General features: G+C 73.7%; 17 protein-coding genes. 7 read left to right on the plus strand and 10 right to left on the minus strand.

Features of this window, described 5'->3' with window-relative positions; translation table 11 throughout:
• Nucleotides 1-12: 12 nt before the first annotated feature.
• Nucleotides 13-459 carry a hypothetical protein gene (locus ABWK59_RS13140; protein WP_354640717.1) on the plus strand — a complete coding sequence of 149 codons (447 nt, stop codon included), beginning with the start codon at nt 13-15 and terminating at the stop codon, nt 457-459.
• 71 nt (nt 460-530) lie between these two features.
• Nucleotides 531-1,607, plus strand: coding sequence for a DUF2332 domain-containing protein (locus ABWK59_RS13145; RefSeq protein ID WP_354640719.1), 1,077 nt, complete (start codon nt 531-533; stop codon nt 1,605-1,607).
• A gap of 167 nt (nt 1,608-1,774) precedes the next feature.
• Here ABWK59_RS13145 and ABWK59_RS13150 read toward each other — a convergent pair whose 3' ends face one another.
• Nucleotides 1,775-2,308 (minus strand): DinB family protein, encoded by a 534-nt coding sequence (locus tag ABWK59_RS13150; protein WP_354640721.1) that lies wholly within the window; start codon nt 2,306-2,308, stop codon nt 1,775-1,777.
• A gap of 143 nt (nt 2,309-2,451) precedes the next feature.
• On the opposite strand from ABWK59_RS13150, the gene ABWK59_RS13155 reads away from it, so the two are divergent.
• Both ABWK59_RS13155 and ABWK59_RS13160 read left to right on the plus strand, forming a co-directional pair.
• The gene (locus ABWK59_RS13155) at nt 2,452-3,021 is read left to right on the plus strand and encodes a GNAT family N-acetyltransferase (protein ID WP_354640722.1); all 570 of its coding nucleotides are present in this window, start codon (nt 2,452-2,454) and stop codon (nt 3,019-3,021) included.
• Between the two features lie 113 nt (nt 3,022-3,134).
• Nucleotides 3,135-4,079: a lytic transglycosylase domain-containing protein gene (locus tag ABWK59_RS13160; protein ID WP_354640724.1), complete on the plus strand. Its 945-nt coding sequence runs from the start codon at nt 3,135-3,137 to the stop codon at nt 4,077-4,079.
• A gap of 39 nt (nt 4,080-4,118) precedes the next feature.
• On the opposite strand, the gene ABWK59_RS13165 is transcribed toward ABWK59_RS13160, so the two are convergent.
• Entirely contained in the window at nt 4,119-4,559 is a 441-nt protein-coding gene (locus tag ABWK59_RS13165; RefSeq protein WP_354640726.1) for an HIT family protein, read from the minus strand.
• A 59-nt stretch (nt 4,560-4,618) separates the two neighbouring features.
• Here ABWK59_RS13165 and ABWK59_RS13170 point away from each other — a divergent pair, with 59 nt between their 5' ends.
• Entirely contained in the window at nt 4,619-5,170 is a 552-nt protein-coding gene (locus ABWK59_RS13170; RefSeq protein WP_354640727.1) for a GNAT family N-acetyltransferase, read from the plus strand.
• 15 nt (nt 5,171-5,185) lie between these two features.
• On the opposite strand, the gene ABWK59_RS13175 is transcribed toward ABWK59_RS13170, so the two are convergent.
• The 5 genes from ABWK59_RS13175 to ABWK59_RS13195 form a co-directional block, all read right to left on the minus strand.
• Nucleotides 5,186-5,389 (minus strand): hypothetical protein, encoded by a 204-nt coding sequence (locus ABWK59_RS13175; protein WP_354640729.1) that lies wholly within the window; start codon nt 5,387-5,389, stop codon nt 5,186-5,188.
• Nucleotides 5,390-5,499: 110 nt separating this feature from the next.
• Complete coding sequence (locus ABWK59_RS13180) at nt 5,500-6,888, minus strand: S8 family serine peptidase (RefSeq protein ID WP_354640731.1); 1,389 nt, start codon at nt 6,886-6,888, stop codon at nt 5,500-5,502.
• 119 nt (nt 6,889-7,007) lie between these two features.
• A complete protein-coding gene (locus ABWK59_RS13185; RefSeq protein WP_354640732.1) occupies nt 7,008-8,426 on the minus strand; it encodes a WXG100 family type VII secretion target in 1,419 nt (472 codons plus the stop codon).
• A gap of 70 nt (nt 8,427-8,496) precedes the next feature.
• The gene (locus tag ABWK59_RS13190; RefSeq protein ID WP_354640734.1) at nt 8,497-8,973 is read right to left on the minus strand and encodes a hypothetical protein; all 477 of its coding nucleotides are present in this window, start codon (nt 8,971-8,973) and stop codon (nt 8,497-8,499) included.
• Nucleotides 8,974-9,165: 192 nt separating this feature from the next.
• On the minus strand, nt 9,166-9,891 hold the full coding sequence (locus ABWK59_RS13195) for an endonuclease V (RefSeq protein ID WP_354640735.1): 726 nt from the start codon (nt 9,889-9,891) through the stop codon (nt 9,166-9,168).
• Between the two features lie 433 nt (nt 9,892-10,324).
• On the opposite strand from ABWK59_RS13195, the gene ABWK59_RS13200 reads away from it, so the two are divergent.
• Nucleotides 10,325-10,606, plus strand: coding sequence for a hypothetical protein (locus ABWK59_RS13200; protein WP_354640736.1), 282 nt, complete (start codon nt 10,325-10,327; stop codon nt 10,604-10,606).
• A gap of 172 nt (nt 10,607-10,778) precedes the next feature.
• Here the strand turns inward: ABWK59_RS13200 and ABWK59_RS13205 are convergent, their stop codons facing one another.
• Nucleotides 10,779-11,432 carry an RDD family protein gene (locus ABWK59_RS13205; protein ID WP_354640738.1) on the minus strand — a complete coding sequence of 218 codons (654 nt, stop codon included), beginning with the start codon at nt 11,430-11,432 and terminating at the stop codon, nt 10,779-10,781.
• A 137-nt stretch (nt 11,433-11,569) separates the two neighbouring features.
• Nucleotides 11,570-13,588, minus strand: coding sequence for an RDD family protein (locus ABWK59_RS13210; protein WP_354640740.1), 2,019 nt, complete (start codon nt 13,586-13,588; stop codon nt 11,570-11,572).
• A 302-nt stretch (nt 13,589-13,890) separates the two neighbouring features.
• On the opposite strand from ABWK59_RS13210, the gene ABWK59_RS13215 reads away from it, so the two are divergent.
• Nucleotides 13,891-14,307 (plus strand): SsgA family sporulation/cell division regulator, encoded by a 417-nt coding sequence (locus ABWK59_RS13215; RefSeq protein WP_354640742.1) that lies wholly within the window; start codon nt 13,891-13,893, stop codon nt 14,305-14,307.
• Nucleotides 14,308-14,413: 106 nt separating this feature from the next.
• On the opposite strand, the gene ABWK59_RS13220 is transcribed toward ABWK59_RS13215, so the two are convergent.
• Nucleotides 14,414-15,808, minus strand: coding sequence for a glycosyltransferase 87 family protein (locus ABWK59_RS13220; protein WP_354640744.1), 1,395 nt, complete (start codon nt 15,806-15,808; stop codon nt 14,414-14,416).
• Nucleotides 15,809-15,933 lie beyond the last annotated feature (125 nt).

The raw sequence follows: 15,933 nt of genomic DNA on the forward strand, positions 1-15,933 counted from the left end.
GAGAGAGCCGATGTGACTGATCGTCATATCCCCGCCGTAGAGTCGGCCCCCACGGCACGGTACGGCGAACTCACCCGCATGCCGGTGGAGTACACCGCCTTCTGCGAGCTCCACCGGCCGCGCTACCTCAGTTACGCCCGGGTCTGGTTCCGTGAGCCCGGGCAGGCCGCCGAGGTGGTCCGGCACGCCCTGCACGCGCTGGCGGCGGTCTGGCCGGAGGTCCTCGGCAGTCCCAGCCCGGCCGCGGCGGCGTGGGAGATCCTCCGCGAGACGGTCGCCGACCAGCATTCCAGGACGCCGGACGGCCTGCAGCCCGGGCAGGCCGACGAGGACCTGGCGATCCTGCACTACGTGGTCGGCCTGGCCACCCCGGAGATCGCGGACGTGGTCGGGGTCGACACCGCCAGCATCTCCAGCCAGCTGCGGCACGCCAAGCGCCGCCCGCCCGAGGCAGGGTGAGGCGGGTCACCCGACGCCGAGCGGCCGCAGCGGCGGATGATGATCTCCAGTCGAACGGACGGAGACCCCGCATGTCACTGGACCACGCCATCGCGATGTTCGAGCACCAGGCCGAGGCCTGCGCGGAGCTCGGCTCGCCGATGTACGCCGAGCTGCTGCGTCGCGCCACCCGCGACCTGGCCGCCGGCGGTCCCTGCGCCGCCGCGATCGCCGGGTACGAGGACGCCCCCGGGCCGGCCGCCGTCGCCCTGCGGCTGCTCGGCGGCGTCCACGCCCTGGTGCTGACCGGGCGGGCCCCTGCGCTCGCCGCCCACTACCCCAGCGCCGGCGGGGAGTTCACCGACGCGGACGCGGCGTGGGAGGCGTTCGACGCCGCGTTGACCGGCAACCCGGACTGGATCCGCGGCTGGATGACCCGGCCGCCGCAGACCAACGAGGTCGGCCGTGCCAACCTGCTCACCACCGGCCTGCGGTACGCCCTCGGCGGCCGTCCGCGGCCGGTCCGGCTGTTCGAACTCGGCTCCAGCGCGGGCCTCAACCTGCTGGCGGACCGGTTCCGGTACGAGTCCCCGGGTTTCGCCGCCGGCCCGGCCGATTCGCCGGTGCTGCTCGCGGACGCCTGGCGCGGCGCCCCGCCGGCCTGGCTGGCCCGGGCCGCCGGCACCCCGCTGCGGATCGTCGAGCGCCACGGCTGCGACCCGACCCCGATCGACCCCCGGTCGGACGAGGGCGCCCTGGCCCTGCGCGCCTACGTCTGGCCGGACCAGCCCGCCCGGACGGCGCGTCTGGAGGGCGCGCTGCGGCTGGCCGCGGAGGTCCCCACCGAGGTCGCCGCCGTGGGCGCGGGCGCGTTCCTGCGCGGTGTGGAGACGGCGGAGGGCACGCTCACCGTGGTCTGGCACTCGGTGATGAAGCAGTACGTCCCGGCGGAGGAATGGGCCGTTGTCCAGGGCGAGTTGGAGCGTCTCGCGGCCGCGTCCAGCGAGGACGCGCCGTTCGCGTACCTGGCCTTCGAGCCGCGCCGGTCCGGCGACCGGCACCCCTTCCTGCTCACGGCCCGGCTGGGCGCCGGCGAGGAGCGGGTGCTGGCCGAGGCCGTACCGCACGGCCTGCCCGCCTGGGACGCCGAGGACGTGCTGCTCGGCTGATCCCCGGCGGTGGATCCGCCCGGCCGGGCCGCACCGGTCCGCGCTCACCCGGTCCGGGCTGACCCGCGGGCGCCGGCGGGCGTCGGGGGCGCGTACGGACTGCGCGCGCCTGCGGGTGCCCCCGGCCGCCGATGCGTCCGGCGGGGGTGCTCAGGAGGTGCGGGTGTTCAGGAGGCGCGGGTGCCGGTGACGTCGTGCAGGTGGTGGACCGGGTCGTGGATCAGGTACCGGGAGAACGACTCCACGGTGAACCGGGCGCCGTCGCTGCGGTCGCCCGTCCGGTGCCACTGCCCGCCGGAGACCTTCTCGAAGGAGGTCGCCAGGGTCTCGGCGGCGGAGGCGAGTTCGGCGGCGACCCGGTCCGGCTCCTGCGCGTTGTAGCGGTCGGCGACGGCGGTCTCGTCCTGGTTCCAGTTGGGGAAGAGCGGGCCGTCCTGGGTCAGCATCAGCCCCAGCCGGACGTCGAACAGCCGGAACACGTCCCGCACGTGGCAGGCGTACTCCAGGGGCGACCAGACGTCCGCCGACGGCCGTTCCCGCAGCCGCTCCGGGTCCCCGGCGAGCAGGTCGACCCAGGAGGCGGCGTTCCGGCGGACCAGGCCGGCGACCTCCCCGGGCACCACGGCCGGGGTGTCCAGACCGCACTCGGCACAGGGGCGTTCGAGGACCCAGGTCCAGTCCTTGGTGTCAGGTGTGATCATGAACCCAGCATCGCCGGAGGGCCGCTCGGTCACCAGTGGCAGGACCGCCGGCGTCCGTCGAGATGCTGCCAGCCGTCCCCCTCGCGCCGCCCCCGCGGTTCCACCGGCGGAAATCCCCCTGCCCGCGGCCGGAGACTGGTTCCGTGACCACCGACGCCTCCACGCCCGATGCTTCCACGCCCGACGCCTGGACCATCGCCCCCGTCCCGGTCGACCACCCCGAGGCGATCGGCCTCCTGCACCGCTACCTGGACGAGCTGATCAGCCGGTACTACGGCCGGCCCGCCGAGTGGTCCGAGGTGCTGGCGGAGACGGCGGACAACACCGACCTGCTGGACCCGCGCGGGGTGTTCCTGGTGGCTCGGTCCGGCGGCGAGGCGGTGGCCTGCGCGGGGGTGCGCTGGCTGTCGGCGGACACCGGTGAGCTGACCCGGGTCTTCGTCGGCGCCGAGCACCGCCGCGGCGGCGCGGGCGCCCGGATCGTCGGCGCGGCCGAGCGGACCGCCCGCGCCCGGGGCGTCCGGCGGATGCTGCTGAACACCCGTAAGGACCTGGTCGAGGCCATCGCCCTCTACACGCGCCTCGGCTACCGGCCCACCGAGCCGTACGGCGACGACCCGTACGCCGAGGTGTGGTTGGAGAAGTCGCTGGTCCGAACCCCGATGGCGCCGGCGGTCCCACGGGACGTCACCCGGCCCGGTACCGCCCGGTAGCCCGCCGCTACGATGACGGCTCGCCGGGCCGGGCGCGGAGCGCGGGCAGCACGCGTACCGGGCCGCGACGCACCGACGGCGACCCGCCGACAACGACCGACCTGGGGGACTCCATGCTCGCGCGAGGGAAGCGCCGTGCGGCGCTCTGCCTGCTGGCCGCGGCGGTCGCCGCCGCCCCGCTCACCGGCTGCGGCAAGGAGCCCGAGAAGCGGCCCGCCGCGGCCCCGGTTGCGGCCGAGGCGAGCGCGGAGCCCACGGCCTCCGAGTCGCCGAGCGCCTCGTCCTCCCCGAGCGCGAGCCCGAGCGCCGGTGCCTCGCCGAGCCCGTCGGCCTCCACCAAGGCCCCGACGGCTGCCCCGAGCAGTGCCAAGTCCGCCGCCAAGCCGGTCGTGGCCGCCCCGGCCCCCACTGCCAAGCCGGGCCCGCTGCCGCCCCCGCCGCCGCCGATCGCCCCGCACACCCCGCCGCTGCAGAGCTCCTGCAAGCCCGGCTACGAGGGCGCCAACGAACCGCGTACGGCCGTCGACAGCGCCCTCGCCGCGGCCGCCGGGCAGACCCGCACCCTGTACCTCAGCAAGGGCGGCACCGACCGTCTCCCGCCGCTCCCCGCCAACCTGGTCAGGGCCATCGCCTGGCAGGAGAGCGGCTGGCAGTCGGCGATCCGCGCCTGCGACGGCGGGATCGGCACCATGCAGATCATGCCCGCCACGGTCTCCTGGATGAACGACAAGTACGGCACCAAGAGCGACCCCGCGACGCTCGCCGGCAACGTCCAGCTCGGCACCCAGCTGCTGGACTGGCTGGTGGCGTACTTCGGCGACTACTACTTCGCCGGGGACTACAACCTCGCGCCGGACCCGGCCACCGGCAGGACTCCCCCGCTCCTCGACATGGTCATCGCCGGCTACAACGCCGGTGCGGGCAACGTGAAGTACACCGCCGTCACCGACCAGACCACCGGCGCCGTCAGCGGCTCGGTGCAGATCCCCAACCCCGGCTACGTGGCCAACGTCAAGGCGCTGATGGGCCAGAAGCCCTGGACCGCCCCGACCGGCTGACCGGCTGACCGGCACCGAGTGGTGGGCGACGGCGTGCGATCAGGCGAGCCGCTCGCGCAGCGCGTCCGCGATCGCGTCCATCCGGCGCGGATCCACGGCCTCGCCGCCCGCCGCGCCCAGCAGCCCGAACACCCGCGGCCCGCGCAGCCCCTCCGCCAGGTCCGGATCCCGCGGCACCACGTGGAAGTGCACGTGCGCGTACCCCTCGGCCTCGGCGAACTGCGCCACGTACGTCTTCGCGCACCCGGTCACCCCGGCCAGGGCCCGCGACAGCCGTACCTGCCAGCCGCCCAGTCCCGCCGCCTCGGCGTCGGTGAGCTCCGCGATCGAGGTCACGTGCCGCCGCGGCACCAGCACCAGCCAGCCCGGCAGCGCCGTACCGGTCGCGTGGGCCACCCGCCAGTGCACGTCCAGCCCGATCCGTTCGCGCGGCGGCAGGTCCTCCAGAGCCGCCTCCTGCGCGCAGGTGTAACAGTCCATGCCCGGAAGCCTACGGACGGGGGGTGGCCCGGGGCCCGATACTCGACTAGAACGATGATGTGATCAACGACGACGCACTTCGCGACAAGCCCACCCTCATCGGCGAGCGCCTCCGCCTCGTCCCCCTCCAGGCCCGCCACGCGGACGGCCTCTGGCAGGCCGTCCGGGACCCGGAGACCCGCCGACTCACCGGCACCCTCCGGGAGTTCACCTACGACGACATCCGCGACTGGTGCGCCGGCCGCGGCGACCAGGCCGACCGGCTCGACCTCGCCATCGAGGACGCGGCCACCGGCGAGTTCCTCGGCGACCTCGCACTCAACGAACTCGACCGGAACAACGAGAGCGCCGACGTCCGCATCGCCCTCCTCCCCGGCCGGCCGGGGAAGGGCCTCGGGGTCGAGGCCCTCCGCCTGCTGCTGCACTACGCCTTCGAGGAGATCCGGCTCCACCGCGTGCAGTTGGACGTCTTCGCGTTCAACGACCGGGCCGTCCGCGCCTACGAGAAGGCCGGCTTCCGGCACGAGGGACGCAGCCGCCAGGCCCACCACTGGGAGGGCGAACGGCACGACGTCCTGTGGATGGCCGCCCTCAACGGCGAGTGGCGGTAGCGGCGGCCCGCCCGGTCAGCCCTTCTTGACCGTGCACACCGCGTCCACCGAGATCGGCGCCATCCCGCCGAGCACCCACGTCAGCACATCGGCGCAGACCGCCGCCTCCTTCGCGTCCTTCGGCCCGTCCGTCGGCCCGTCCGCGAACGCCGCCCCCGGGGGAACGGCGACCACGGCGGTCGCGGCCAGCAGGAACACCACGGCGAACTTCTTCCACATGAGAACGGCCCTTCGGGTGGTCGAATGACGATCGAGTCATCCGGTCCTGCCCGAAGGGCCGTCCCCACGTTCGGATCCTGCGCCGTCCGTGGGCGTGTCAGCCGCCCACCTCAGCGCTGGTACGGGTTGTTGCTGCCCGGCGCCCCCGGCGGCTGCTGCGGCGGGTACTGCTGCCCGGGCGCCGGCGGGAAGCCCTGCGGCGGCTGCGGCGCACCGTAGCCGCCCGGCTGGGCCTGCGGAGCGTACCCGTACCCCGGCGCACCACCGGCCCCGCCACCCGGACCGTCCCCGTCCCCGCCACGCTTCGACCGCCGCACCAGGAACACCACCACCAGCACCACGACCACCAGGCCGACCACACCACCGCCGACGGCGATCAGCATGCCACTGCCCTTGCTGCCACCCTCATCCGCAGCCGAACTGCCGTCCCCGGCCCCACCACTCGCCGCCTGCGACGGCGGCGCCCCGGCCCCCGACTTCGACGGGGCGGGGGTGGCGGGGTTTTCGCTAGCCTTCCGGTCCACGCGCGAGAGAAGCGGGTTCTCCTTCGGCCCGTTGTCCACGGCCGGGTTCGCCTGCAGAGCCTTCTCCGGAGAAGCGATACCGAACCCGTACTTGTCATTCGGTACAACCGACTTGTCCGGCGGCGCCACTGCCGACGTGGTGATCCGGTTGATCACCTGGCCTGCCGAAAGGTTCGGATACTTCGACCGAACGAGGGCGGCGATCGCGGAGACGTACGCAGTCGACGCGGATGTCCCCTGCGCCGTGCCGTAACTGCTGGTCGACTTGGCCGTCGCAACGTAGACATCAACACCCGGTGCGACCACGGTGGTCTCAGGCCCCCGGTTCGATTTGTCCCAGACAGCTCCGGTCTTGTCGATTGCCCCGACGGCAACAACTCCGGGAATGGCTGCCGGGAATTCCACCAAGGGCACCCCGTCATTGCCAGTGGATGCGACGATTACCACATCCTTGCTCACCGCATAGGAAATGGCCTCCCGCGCCTGCGGCCCGCTGATGCCTCCACCGATGGAAACGTTGATGACTCTGGCGCCATGATCAACGGCGTAGCGGATCCCCTTCGGGACTTCCTCAGAGCCATCGAGAGGCTTTCCCTCAGGGGACGTGGAAATCCTGACCGGGAGGATCTTCGCTTTGGGGGCCAGCCCCATCACACCGCTTGCATTGCCGTCTCCGTGCCCGTGCCCGGCGATAATGCCCGCCATCTGGGTGCCATGGCCCACAGGATCTGTTCGGCCGTCTCCCTGTCCGGCAATGTCCGTTCCGGGAATGATCTGACCGGTCAGGTCCTGGTGATCCGCGAGCACGCCGCTGTCGACCACAGCCACAGTTACGCCCTCGCCCTGGCTGACAGGCCAGACCCGAGTGTCAGCTCCATAGTTCTTCAGCGCCCACTGGCCGTCGCGCACGTTGTCCGCGCTGGCGGGCGCCGCGCTGAGGCCCCACAGCAGGGCTCCCGTAGCGAGCACGGCCATACCGCGCATGGGTCGGCTGGTCGTCAAGCCTTCGTCACCCCACTCGTCAGGGCGGCCGCCCCGCAGTCTTTCGGATCTGCGGGACGGCCGTCGTGTTCGACTGTCCTATCGGCCGGAGGTCATTCCACCACGTTGGGGTTGACCGCCTGACCGCTCGCCCAGGTCTCCTCGTCCTCGACGAGGTAGTCCGGACGCTCCTTGCCGTCCTTCTTGTCCTTCTTGCCGGCCTGCGAGCCCCCGGGCATCCCGTGGCCCTGCCCGGAACCACCCTGGCCGGCCTGACCGCGGCCACGACCGATCCCGGAGCCGCCCTCGGTGAAGGCACGACCGCCGGCACCGCCGCGGCCGGCCTCGCCGACCACACCGCCGCCCTTGCGGACCAGACCGGACTTGGAGCCGCCCGCGGCACCACCGCCGGCGCCGCCGCCCTTGGCGCCGCCGCCACCACTGTGGTTGCCGTTGCCGTTGCCGCCAGCGCCGTCCATGCCACCGGCACCGAAGGCGCCGCTGTTGCGGCCGCCTGCGGTGCCACCGGCACCGCCCGCCCCGCTCCGGCCGCCGATCCCGCTGCCGCCGGCCGTGCCGCCCTTCAGGCCGCCACCAGTACCGCCGGACCCACCGGTACCGATTCCGCCGCCACCAACGCCACCGGCGATGCCACCGCCGCCGGCGTGGTTCGAGCCGGGCCCGCCGGAGGTGTTACCGGTGCCGATCCCGCCCTTGTTCGCGGGCAGAGTGCCGCCGCTGACGCCGTCGATGCCGGTGCCGATGCTGGGCGCCTTGGGCGCCGGAGCCGGGTTGGCCGTGCCGCCCTTGATCCCCGAGTCGGTCGGCCTAGGCAAGGTTGCCTCAGGCGACTTGGGCGTGGTGGGAGTCGACGGGCTCGAAGTCCGCGAAGCGGTGGCCGTGCCGCCGCCCCCGGTCGAGCGCGAGGCGCCAGCCAGGCCCATGCCGCCACCCATGAGCATGGCGCTCAGGGCCGCAGGGCCACCCGAATCAGGCGCAGGGAGGTCGTAAACGTCGTCGCGGAAGCCAGTTGGCGGCTTCAAGAAGTTGGTGGTGGACTGGTACTTGCTCGCCAGCGTCTGCATGACGGCGACGGCTTCCGCCTTCTTCTCGTCCTCGATCTCGGTCTTGGCTTCCTTGGAGTCATCCCCCACCAAGCCCTGGCCGAAGTCGCTGACGTCGTCTCCGACCTTGTCCCAGAACCCAGGCTCCTCGGGCATAGAGCGCTTCGCGGCGTCAATCGCCTCAGACATGTGCTGCATGGCGTTGGCCGCGTCGAGGGCATAGGCCGCAGTGTTGTTGACGGTGCTCGCCAGGGCCGTCATCTTCGAATGGAAGGCATCGCTGGTGGATCCGTCCCACTCGGTTGTGGCGTCCGCCGAAGCCGTATTGAGGGCAGTGCGAATCTGCTTGAGCGTCTCATACGCCCTGCGCCAAGGGTCGCTCGCAGCCATGACGCTGCCGGAGTCCATCGACTGAACCATCTTGATCAGTTCGCCATGGCTGAAGTTGCTGAAGTTCGTGTCGCTCATGCTCGGACGCCTTCCGTCCCCGTCCCGAAGTTGACCTCAAGCTGGCTGTCCCACACTGGGACGGCTGGATCTACCATGACGGCTGCGGCGCATTGCTACTCGAAGTTGACTGAGTCGCAGAGGGCTTCGAGGTCGGAGTGCTGGCGGCACCGTAGCCGTAGATCGCGCGACTGGCGGCAGACGGGTTGGCGACCGACCAGCCGTCGTTGCCGATCTTGAGTCCGCGAGAAGCCTCGTCCTCCTGCTCCTCGTAGTTGGCTGCGGTCAGGTCGGCCTTGTGGTGCGCCTCGTCGATGGCTGCATGCACAGCGTCGAGGACAGCTCGCAGGCCATCCCGCATCTCCTCGTACTTCGTATAGAGGGCCTCCGCCTCGGCGAAACCTCCGAACGCGTTGCGCGCCACCCCGCTCTGCCCGTAGGCCTTGCTACCGCCCGCCCCGTCCTCGAACTCCTTCAGCAGGCCCCGTACCTGCGTCGCGAAGGCCCGCAGGCTCTCGACTTCGATCCGGTAGCCGGAGCCGCCGGTCGATCCGGTCCCCGTGCTCACGTCCTCGTACCTCCCCCGTACCCCGTTGCTGCGATACGCCCTAACACTGCTCCAACCTCTATGTCTAACACATGCCACGCGTCGTCAGAACGCCGCCTCCGGCCGCAGCCGCCGATTTGTGACCCACGTCAAGGCGGCACTCCGTCCGTACGCGTCCCGCGCCTGTTCGAGGCTGGGCGACGGGCGTCATGGTCACCTTCCGGTCCCGCCCGGGGCGACGGCCTCGGCGAGGGCGCGGCGGCAGAGGGAGTCTGCGCGGCGGGTGGTCTCGGGGATGCGGAAGGCGGGGGTGAGGGCGAGGGTGACGGTGACGGCCTCGGTGAGTCCGATGCCGTGGCCGACGGAGACGAAGACGGGCTTGACGCCCTCGCGGGTGCGGACGGCGCGGCCGATCTCCTCGCCGCCGTCGAGCAGCGGGGTCCAGTCGCCGCGGCGCCCGCCGGGCAGCGCGTACGCGAAGGTGAAGGGGTTCTTGGCGACGCCGATCGTCCGCAGGCCGGTGGTCACGCCGAGGTGGCTGGCGAGGCCGAGGCGGCGCGGGTGGGCGAGGCCGTACCCGTCGCAGACGACCAGGTCGGGGCTGCGGGTGAGGGCGTCCAGGGCGGCGGTGACGGCGGGAAGTTCGCGGAAGGCCAGCAGTCCGGGCAGGTACGGGAAGGCGACCCGGCCGACGGCGGTGGCCTCCTCGACGACCTCCAGCGTGGCGTAGTCGAGCAGGACGGCCGCCGCCGCGACCACGTCGCGCTCGTCGTCGTACGCGACGTCGACGCCGGCCACCAGGGTGCCCGCGACGGGCTCGGGCGCCGGGCCGCGGGCGGCGACCAGGGGGCGCAGGCGCCGCTGTTCGGCGAGCGCCTCGGCCTCGGTGGTCGGCCAGTCGGCCGGCACGACGGCCGGGACGGTCACGGGTGCGGTCACGTTCTCGGTCTCCCCCGGTCAGTTCGGTCGGTACGTTACGCGCGTTCGGTACGTTCGGTGCGTTCGGCGTGTTCCGGGGCGTTCGGGGCGATCACCACGCCCAGCACACACCCGGACACACCCGATACGGCCGGCGCCGCCGATGCCGGCACGCGGCGTTCGAGTGCGACCCGAGCACGCCGGGTCGCCGCCCCACCGTATCGATCACCACGGACGATCCGCCGCCCCACCCGCACCGGGAGTGCGGCGGCTCGCACCCGGTGGCCCGGCAACCGGCGGGTGTAACGCGGTCCGCGGAGCGTGACCGTGAGTCCGTGCGCCCTGTATGCCCCTCCAGATACCGCCGCCGGGCCGTTAGGCTGGACTTACCGACCCACCGTCATGGGTAGACCTTCATCACGGACTCCGACCCCCGCGCGAAGGACTGACCGCCATGCCGCGCCCAACCACCGCTCAACTCCTGACGGGTACTCTGATCGTCGTCGCCACCACGGTGGCCCTGCTCGCCGTCTCCGGTTCGTCCGAGGCGTTCGAGGTCGCGGTGCTGGTGATGTTCGCCGTCGCCCTCGGGACGCTGTCGACGCTGCTGATGGCGTCCGCGGCCGCCCAACGGCGCTCCCCGGCCGGCGCGGGGGCGTCGGACGGGCCGCCCGGCGACCGCGCGGACACCGGCGCTCCGGTGTACCCGCAGCCGGAGTACGCCCACCGGACCTGAGTCGTCAGGGCCGAGGGCCGGCACCACCAGCGGCGCCCCGAACGACACGGGCGCCCGCACAGACTCGCGGGCCGCGACCGGCACCTGACACCGGTCGCGGCCCGCGGCCCAACCCCGTAATCCCGGAACCCGACCCGGAAGCCCGCACCCGCACCCGCCCATCCACGCCCCGTCAGACGGTCGTCACCACCACCGTCTTGGCCGCCTTGTCGTGGATGCACTGCTGGTACGGCTTGTCGAAGACGCCGAACAGCCCGTCGATCGGCCACCAGAGCGCACCGCAGCAGATCAGCGCGGGGACGACGAAGGTGGCGGACCGGGTCCAGGCGGCGGACGGGTTGGGCGGGCTGCCGTCCACCAGCATGGCGACCCTGACCTTCATCAGCCGCTTGCCGAGGGTCTGGCCGTCCCGGCTGAGCATCAGGCCCTCGTAGATCAGGAACAGGATGTAGCCGAGCCAGGTGGAGCCCACCCACCCGTCCTGGTTGTCGAACCGGGCGAACGGCAGCAGGACCACGATCGCGATCGCCTGGATCATCACGAAGTCGAGCACCTTGGCGACGATCCGGTTGAGCCACTTGCCCAGCGGCGGCATCCCGGGGACCGGCCCGCCCTCGGGGGTGCCGTACGGGCTGCCGTGGCCGCCCGAGGGCGGCGGGGCACCGTACGGGGAGCCGCCCGTACCGCCGGGCGGAGCGCCATAGGAGCTGCCGTAACCGGGCGGGGTGTCGTACGGGCTGCCGCCGCCCGGCGGGGGCTGCTTGTCGAAGGACGGCGGGGTGCCGCCCCCTTCCGGCTCGGGGCTGGAGGGCTCGTTGGTGCTCATGCCCCGAGTAGAACATCAGGAATGCGGCGATTCCGGGAGATTCGTGCCGTTCGGGTGTGTTTCGGCGCCCTCCCGCCGGCCCTGTCCGAACCACTCCCCCGGACCCCTCCCTCCGAACCGACCTTCCCGAACCGACCTCAGATCCGCACCACCCGGGTACGCGCCGCACGGTCCTGCCAGCCCCGGCGGTTGCGCCGGTCGAACAGCGGCCACAGCAGGCCCACCGGCACCAGCACCCCGAGTTGTCTGACGAGCCATCGGACGAAAGAACGGGCGCCCGAGGGCGGCTCCGGACGGCGGGTGTCCACCACCTTGATCCGCGCCAGGCGCTTGCCGAAGGTCTGACCGCTCCGCGCGGTCGGCCGGACCTCGTACAGGAAGCCGAACAGCACCAGCACGGCGAGCAGCGCACCCGCCTTGCCCAGCACCAGCGGGTCGACCAGCCAGACCTGGATCCGGTGGCCCCTCACCCGGGACACCGCCTCGGCGGCGGCGACCTTCTGCTGCAGGTGGCCGAGCGCTGAGGTGGCCAGCGGGACGGCGGCCGCGGCGGCGACCACGGCCAGGACGGCGGTGTCCACCAGCCGTGCCAGCAGCCGGCGGCCCAGCCCGGCGGTGGGCAGCGCGGGCGTCGGTCGACGCCGTCCGGACATGGTGCGGGCACCGCCGCGCGCCCTGGGACCCGCTGCCGCCGGACCCGTGACCGACTGCGGGGCCGCCTGCGGGGCCGCCGGCCTGCCGGACTCCGCGGTTCTCCCGGCGGACCCGCGCACCTCGGCCGCCCGGCGGGCCCGCGGCACCGCCTCGACGCCGGCGGCACCCGCCGCGGCACCGGCCGAGGGAACCGCCGGGGCAGCCGCCGCACTCCGACCCGGATCCCCCGCCGTCCCGGGAGCCGGCACCTGCTCCACCCGGGTCGGACCGCTGGGGGCCGCGGGCGCGGCCGCCGGTACGAACGCCTCGGCGGCGACGGGCGGACGCTCCGGCTCGACCGGGACGGCCTGGTCCGCGAGCTGGGCGCCGGTGGGCAGGACGCCCCAGGAGACCCAGCGTGGGGCGCCGCCCGTCTCCAGCAGGCCGCGCTGGGCGCTGGGATCGGCCTGCCAGGCCGTCCCGGAGGTGGCACCGACGGCGGGCTCGCCGGCCTCCGCCGCGTACCCGACGGGCTCGGGAACCTCGGCGGACGGCTGCGTCGCCGGCGTCCCGGCGTCGGCGCGATGGCCCGCGAACTCCTCCGGCGGCGCGGAGATCACCGACTCGGTCGCGGCGAAGGCGAAGTCGGCCTGCCGGACGTCGGCCGGGCCCACGGCCGGGTCCACGGCCGGCAGTGCCCCGAACCCCGCCGCCGCGTCCGCCCGCTCCCACGGATAGGGCGGCGGCTCCTCGGACCACACCGCGCCCACCGGCTCCCCGCCCGTCCCTACGACCGGCTCGCCACCTGCCCCAACGGACGGCTCGACGACCGACTCGCCGGCCGGTCCGACCGGGCTCTGCCCGCCCTGTGGCACCGGCCGGGCCTCGGGCGGCAGGCCCTGCGGCAGCTCGGGGAACGCCCCCGGCCGTAGCAGCGGTGTGGTCCCGGGCTGCGGCTCGTAGGACGTCCCGGTGAGTGCCGCCCCGCCCACCACCGGACCGCGCGCCGGTTCCAGCCCGGGCGGCTCCGCCCGGGGTGCCGCCAGGGGGGCCGCCGCCTCCGCCACCTCGCGAAAGCTCTCCAGGTCGCCGCGCGGCCGGAGTTCGACCTCGGCCTGCGGGGCCATGGTGAAGGCCGTCCCGGCCATCGTCTGGTCGAAGTACACCAGCCCGGTGTCCCCCGAGGACCCACCACCACCCGCAGCGCCGTCACCGCTCCCGGACGGGACGCCGCCCTCCCCGCCCGCCCCTCCCCCCGGCTCGCCGGACGACGCGGGCACCGGCCGTCGGGCGCCCGCCCGCGGCGCGGCGGGACGGTGGACGAACCGGGGCGGCTCCAGCACCTCACCCGGCTCCGGGGTGGGCCGGCTGGTGCCGGGCACCCAGCCGGTGCCGCCCCAGTAGCGGACGAAACCGGGGATGGACGGGTCCGGGTAGTAGCCCGGTGTGGGGTGGTCGCCGACGGTGCCGGCGGTCGCCGAGTGCGAGGCCGGCTCGCCGCCCGCGAAGGGCCGGTCCGTCATTCCGTCTACTTTCGTGTCGGCGCCACGGGTGCTCGTACCGCAGGACGGTGGCCGGGGCGCAGGGGCGCCGGGCGGTGGGATCCGTGCGGCGCGTCAGGTCAGGTCAAACGAGTCACCAGCGGTGGCGACACGGCGGAGAGTCGCCGAACAGTCACAAAGGGTAGTACCTCGTACGCGTGGTTCCACGGAGTTTCACCGGAAAAAGACTTCTCGCGGAAACGTGTGTAAGACCTCGCGCCGGGCGCGCTCTCCTCCGCTACCGGGGCTGAACGGCGGCCTCGGGAGCGGAGAGGAAGACGGTCATGGCGCGGTCGACGAGCGTGGTGGAGCAGGAGCTGGAGCTGAGCCTGGTACTGGCCCCGGAGCGGAGCGTGCCGGTGCCGGCGCGGCTGTCGTACGGGAGTCACGACCCGTTCGCCGTGCACATCACCTTCCACCTGGACACCGGCTCGCCGGTCACCTGGGTGTTCGCCCGCGAGCTGCTGGTGGAGGGAACGTTCCGCCCGTGCGGGCAGGGGGACGTGCGGATCTGGCCGACCACGGCGGGGCGGCGCAGCGTGCTGTGTCTGGCGCTGAGCTCGCCGGCGGGCGAGGCGCTGCTGGAGGCGCCGCTGCCGGAGGTGGCGGCCTGGCTGGACCGGGCGCACCGCCTGGTGCCGCCGGGCGCGGAGCTGGCGGCACTGGACCTGGAGGGGTCGCTCGCCGAGCTCCTCGCATGAGCCCGGACACGTACCCGGGCACGGGCCCGGACCTCCCGGCGACCGTCGCGAACCGACCGCCCGTCGCCGGCCGTCCGGCCGCGGGGCCTCAGCCGGCCGCGGGGCCTCAGCGGGCCGCGGGGGCCTGCTGAGCCTCGCGGGCGCCGGCGCCGCCCTGCCCGCCGCGCTGCCGCGGGAAGCGGCCCAGCGGTGCTCCGGCGGCCCTGCGGCGGGCGCGGACCCGGAGCGCGGCGACGGCCAGGAAGCAGACGCCGGTGATCGGGTACACCGAGGCCGGGAACTGGCTGAGCGCCGGCAGGGTCAGGTCGAGGTCGCCCTTGTGCGGGACGATCCACATGCCGAAGGAGAGGAACGCCAGCAGCGTCGCCGCGAAGATCGGCCGCCAGCGCAGCCGCCGGACGCCCTCGGGCCGGGAGTGCTCGTGGGCGGCCTCCGAGGCGAGCAGCACGAGGACGGGCACGCACCAGATCCAGTGGTGGGTCCAGCTGATCGGGGAGATCAGCACGGCGGTGACGGCCGCGCAGCAGACCCCCCAGGCCTCCGAGCGGCGCAGCCAGGGGGCGCTGCGGTACGCCCAGGCGGCGACGGTCAGTCCGGCGACGGCGACCAGGGCGCCGGCCAGGGTGGCGAGGGTGCCGGGGTTCTCGGTGTGCAGGAGGCGGGCGACGGCGCCGCGGACGGACTGGTTGTCGACGATGACGGTCTTGCCGACCCGGGTGGAGTCGTAGAGGTACTTCGTCCAGAAGCCGTAGGTGGCGTCGGGGAGGACGGCGGCGCCGAGGAGGAAGGTGCCGAGGAAGGTGAGTCCGGCGACGAAGGCGGCCCGGATCCGGCCGGTGATCAGCAGGTAGACGGCGAACAGGCCGGGGGTGAGCTTGATGCCGGCGGCGATGCCGATGGCGATGCCCTTGCTGCGGCGTCCGTCGGGGCGGGTGAGGTCCCAGAGGATGAGGCAGGCCAGGACGAGGTTGATCTGGCCGTACCGCAGGGTGGTGAAGACGGGCTCCAGCCAGACGCCGAGGCCGGCGACGAGGACCACGCCCACCGGGCGCAGGTCGCGGCGGGGCCAGCCGACCAGCTTGAAGGAGAGGTGGGCGAGCAGGGCGAGGAGCGCGACGTTGCCGGCGGTGATGGCGACCCGCAGGACGCCGATGCCGAACCAGGTGGTGGGGACGAAGAGCATCGCGGCGAACGGCGGGTACGTCGCCGGGAGGTTCCACTCGGTGACCCGGATCGCGTAGAGGTCCTCGCCGCGGGCGACGGCGGCGCCCTCCGCCCGGTAGACGATCATGTCGACCATCGAGGTGCCGACGAAGTGCCGGACGGTGGCGTAGGTGAGCAGCGACAGCAGGGCGATCAGCGCGGCGGCGGTCAGCGGGCGGCGGGGGGCGTCGCGGAGCGCCCGGACGGGCGCCGCGAGGGCGCCCAGCACCCGGTTCGGGGCAGGGGGCTGCTCGGTCCGCCGCTCGGGCGCCCTGCGGTCCTCTTGCACCGTTGTCACGTCTTGCTCCTCCGCCGATGACCTGGCCTGTGGGCCGGCAGCCGACACTACCGGACCGGCCCGGTGCCGCCACTGGTCGAGCGGCGGTACCGGGCCGGTCCCGGGGCGGCGGGTGCCCCCCGGCA

It is taken from the genome of Kitasatospora sp. HUAS MG31, from assembly GCF_040571325.1.
GTDB lineage: Bacteria > Actinomycetota > Actinomycetes > Streptomycetales > Streptomycetaceae > Kitasatospora > Kitasatospora camelliae.

What these genes read in the sequence shown, in the direction of transcription:
- ABWK59_RS13165 (WP_354640726.1), bottom strand. Translation starts at nt 4,559, where the DNA reads ATGGACTGTTACACCTGCGCGCAGGAGGCGGCTCTGGAGGACCTGCCG.
- ABWK59_RS13180 (WP_354640731.1), bottom strand. Translation starts at nt 6,888, where the DNA reads ATGGCCGTGCTCGCTACGGGAGCCCTGCTGTGGGGCCTCAGCGCGGCG.
- ABWK59_RS13205 (WP_354640738.1), bottom strand. Translation starts at nt 11,432, where the DNA reads ATGAGCACCAACGAGCCCTCCAGCCCCGAGCCGGAAGGGGGCGGCACC.
- ABWK59_RS13160 (WP_354640724.1), top strand. Translation starts at nt 3,135, where the DNA reads ATGCTCGCGCGAGGGAAGCGCCGTGCGGCGCTCTGCCTGCTGGCCGCG.
- ABWK59_RS13210 (WP_354640740.1), bottom strand. Translation starts at nt 13,588, where the DNA reads ATGACGGACCGGCCCTTCGCGGGCGGCGAGCCGGCCTCGCACTCGGCG.
- ABWK59_RS13215 (WP_354640742.1), top strand. Translation starts at nt 13,891, where the DNA reads ATGGCGCGGTCGACGAGCGTGGTGGAGCAGGAGCTGGAGCTGAGCCTG.
- ABWK59_RS13150 (WP_354640721.1), bottom strand. Translation starts at nt 2,308, where the DNA reads ATGATCACACCTGACACCAAGGACTGGACCTGGGTCCTCGAACGCCCC.
- ABWK59_RS13175 (WP_354640729.1), bottom strand. Translation starts at nt 5,389, where the DNA reads ATGTGGAAGAAGTTCGCCGTGGTGTTCCTGCTGGCCGCGACCGCCGTG.
- ABWK59_RS13185 (WP_354640732.1), bottom strand. Translation starts at nt 8,426, where the DNA reads ATGAGCGACACGAACTTCAGCAACTTCAGCCATGGCGAACTGATCAAG.
- ABWK59_RS13145 (WP_354640719.1), top strand. Translation starts at nt 531, where the DNA reads ATGTCACTGGACCACGCCATCGCGATGTTCGAGCACCAGGCCGAGGCC.
- ABWK59_RS13200 (WP_354640736.1), top strand. Translation starts at nt 10,325, where the DNA reads ATGCCGCGCCCAACCACCGCTCAACTCCTGACGGGTACTCTGATCGTC.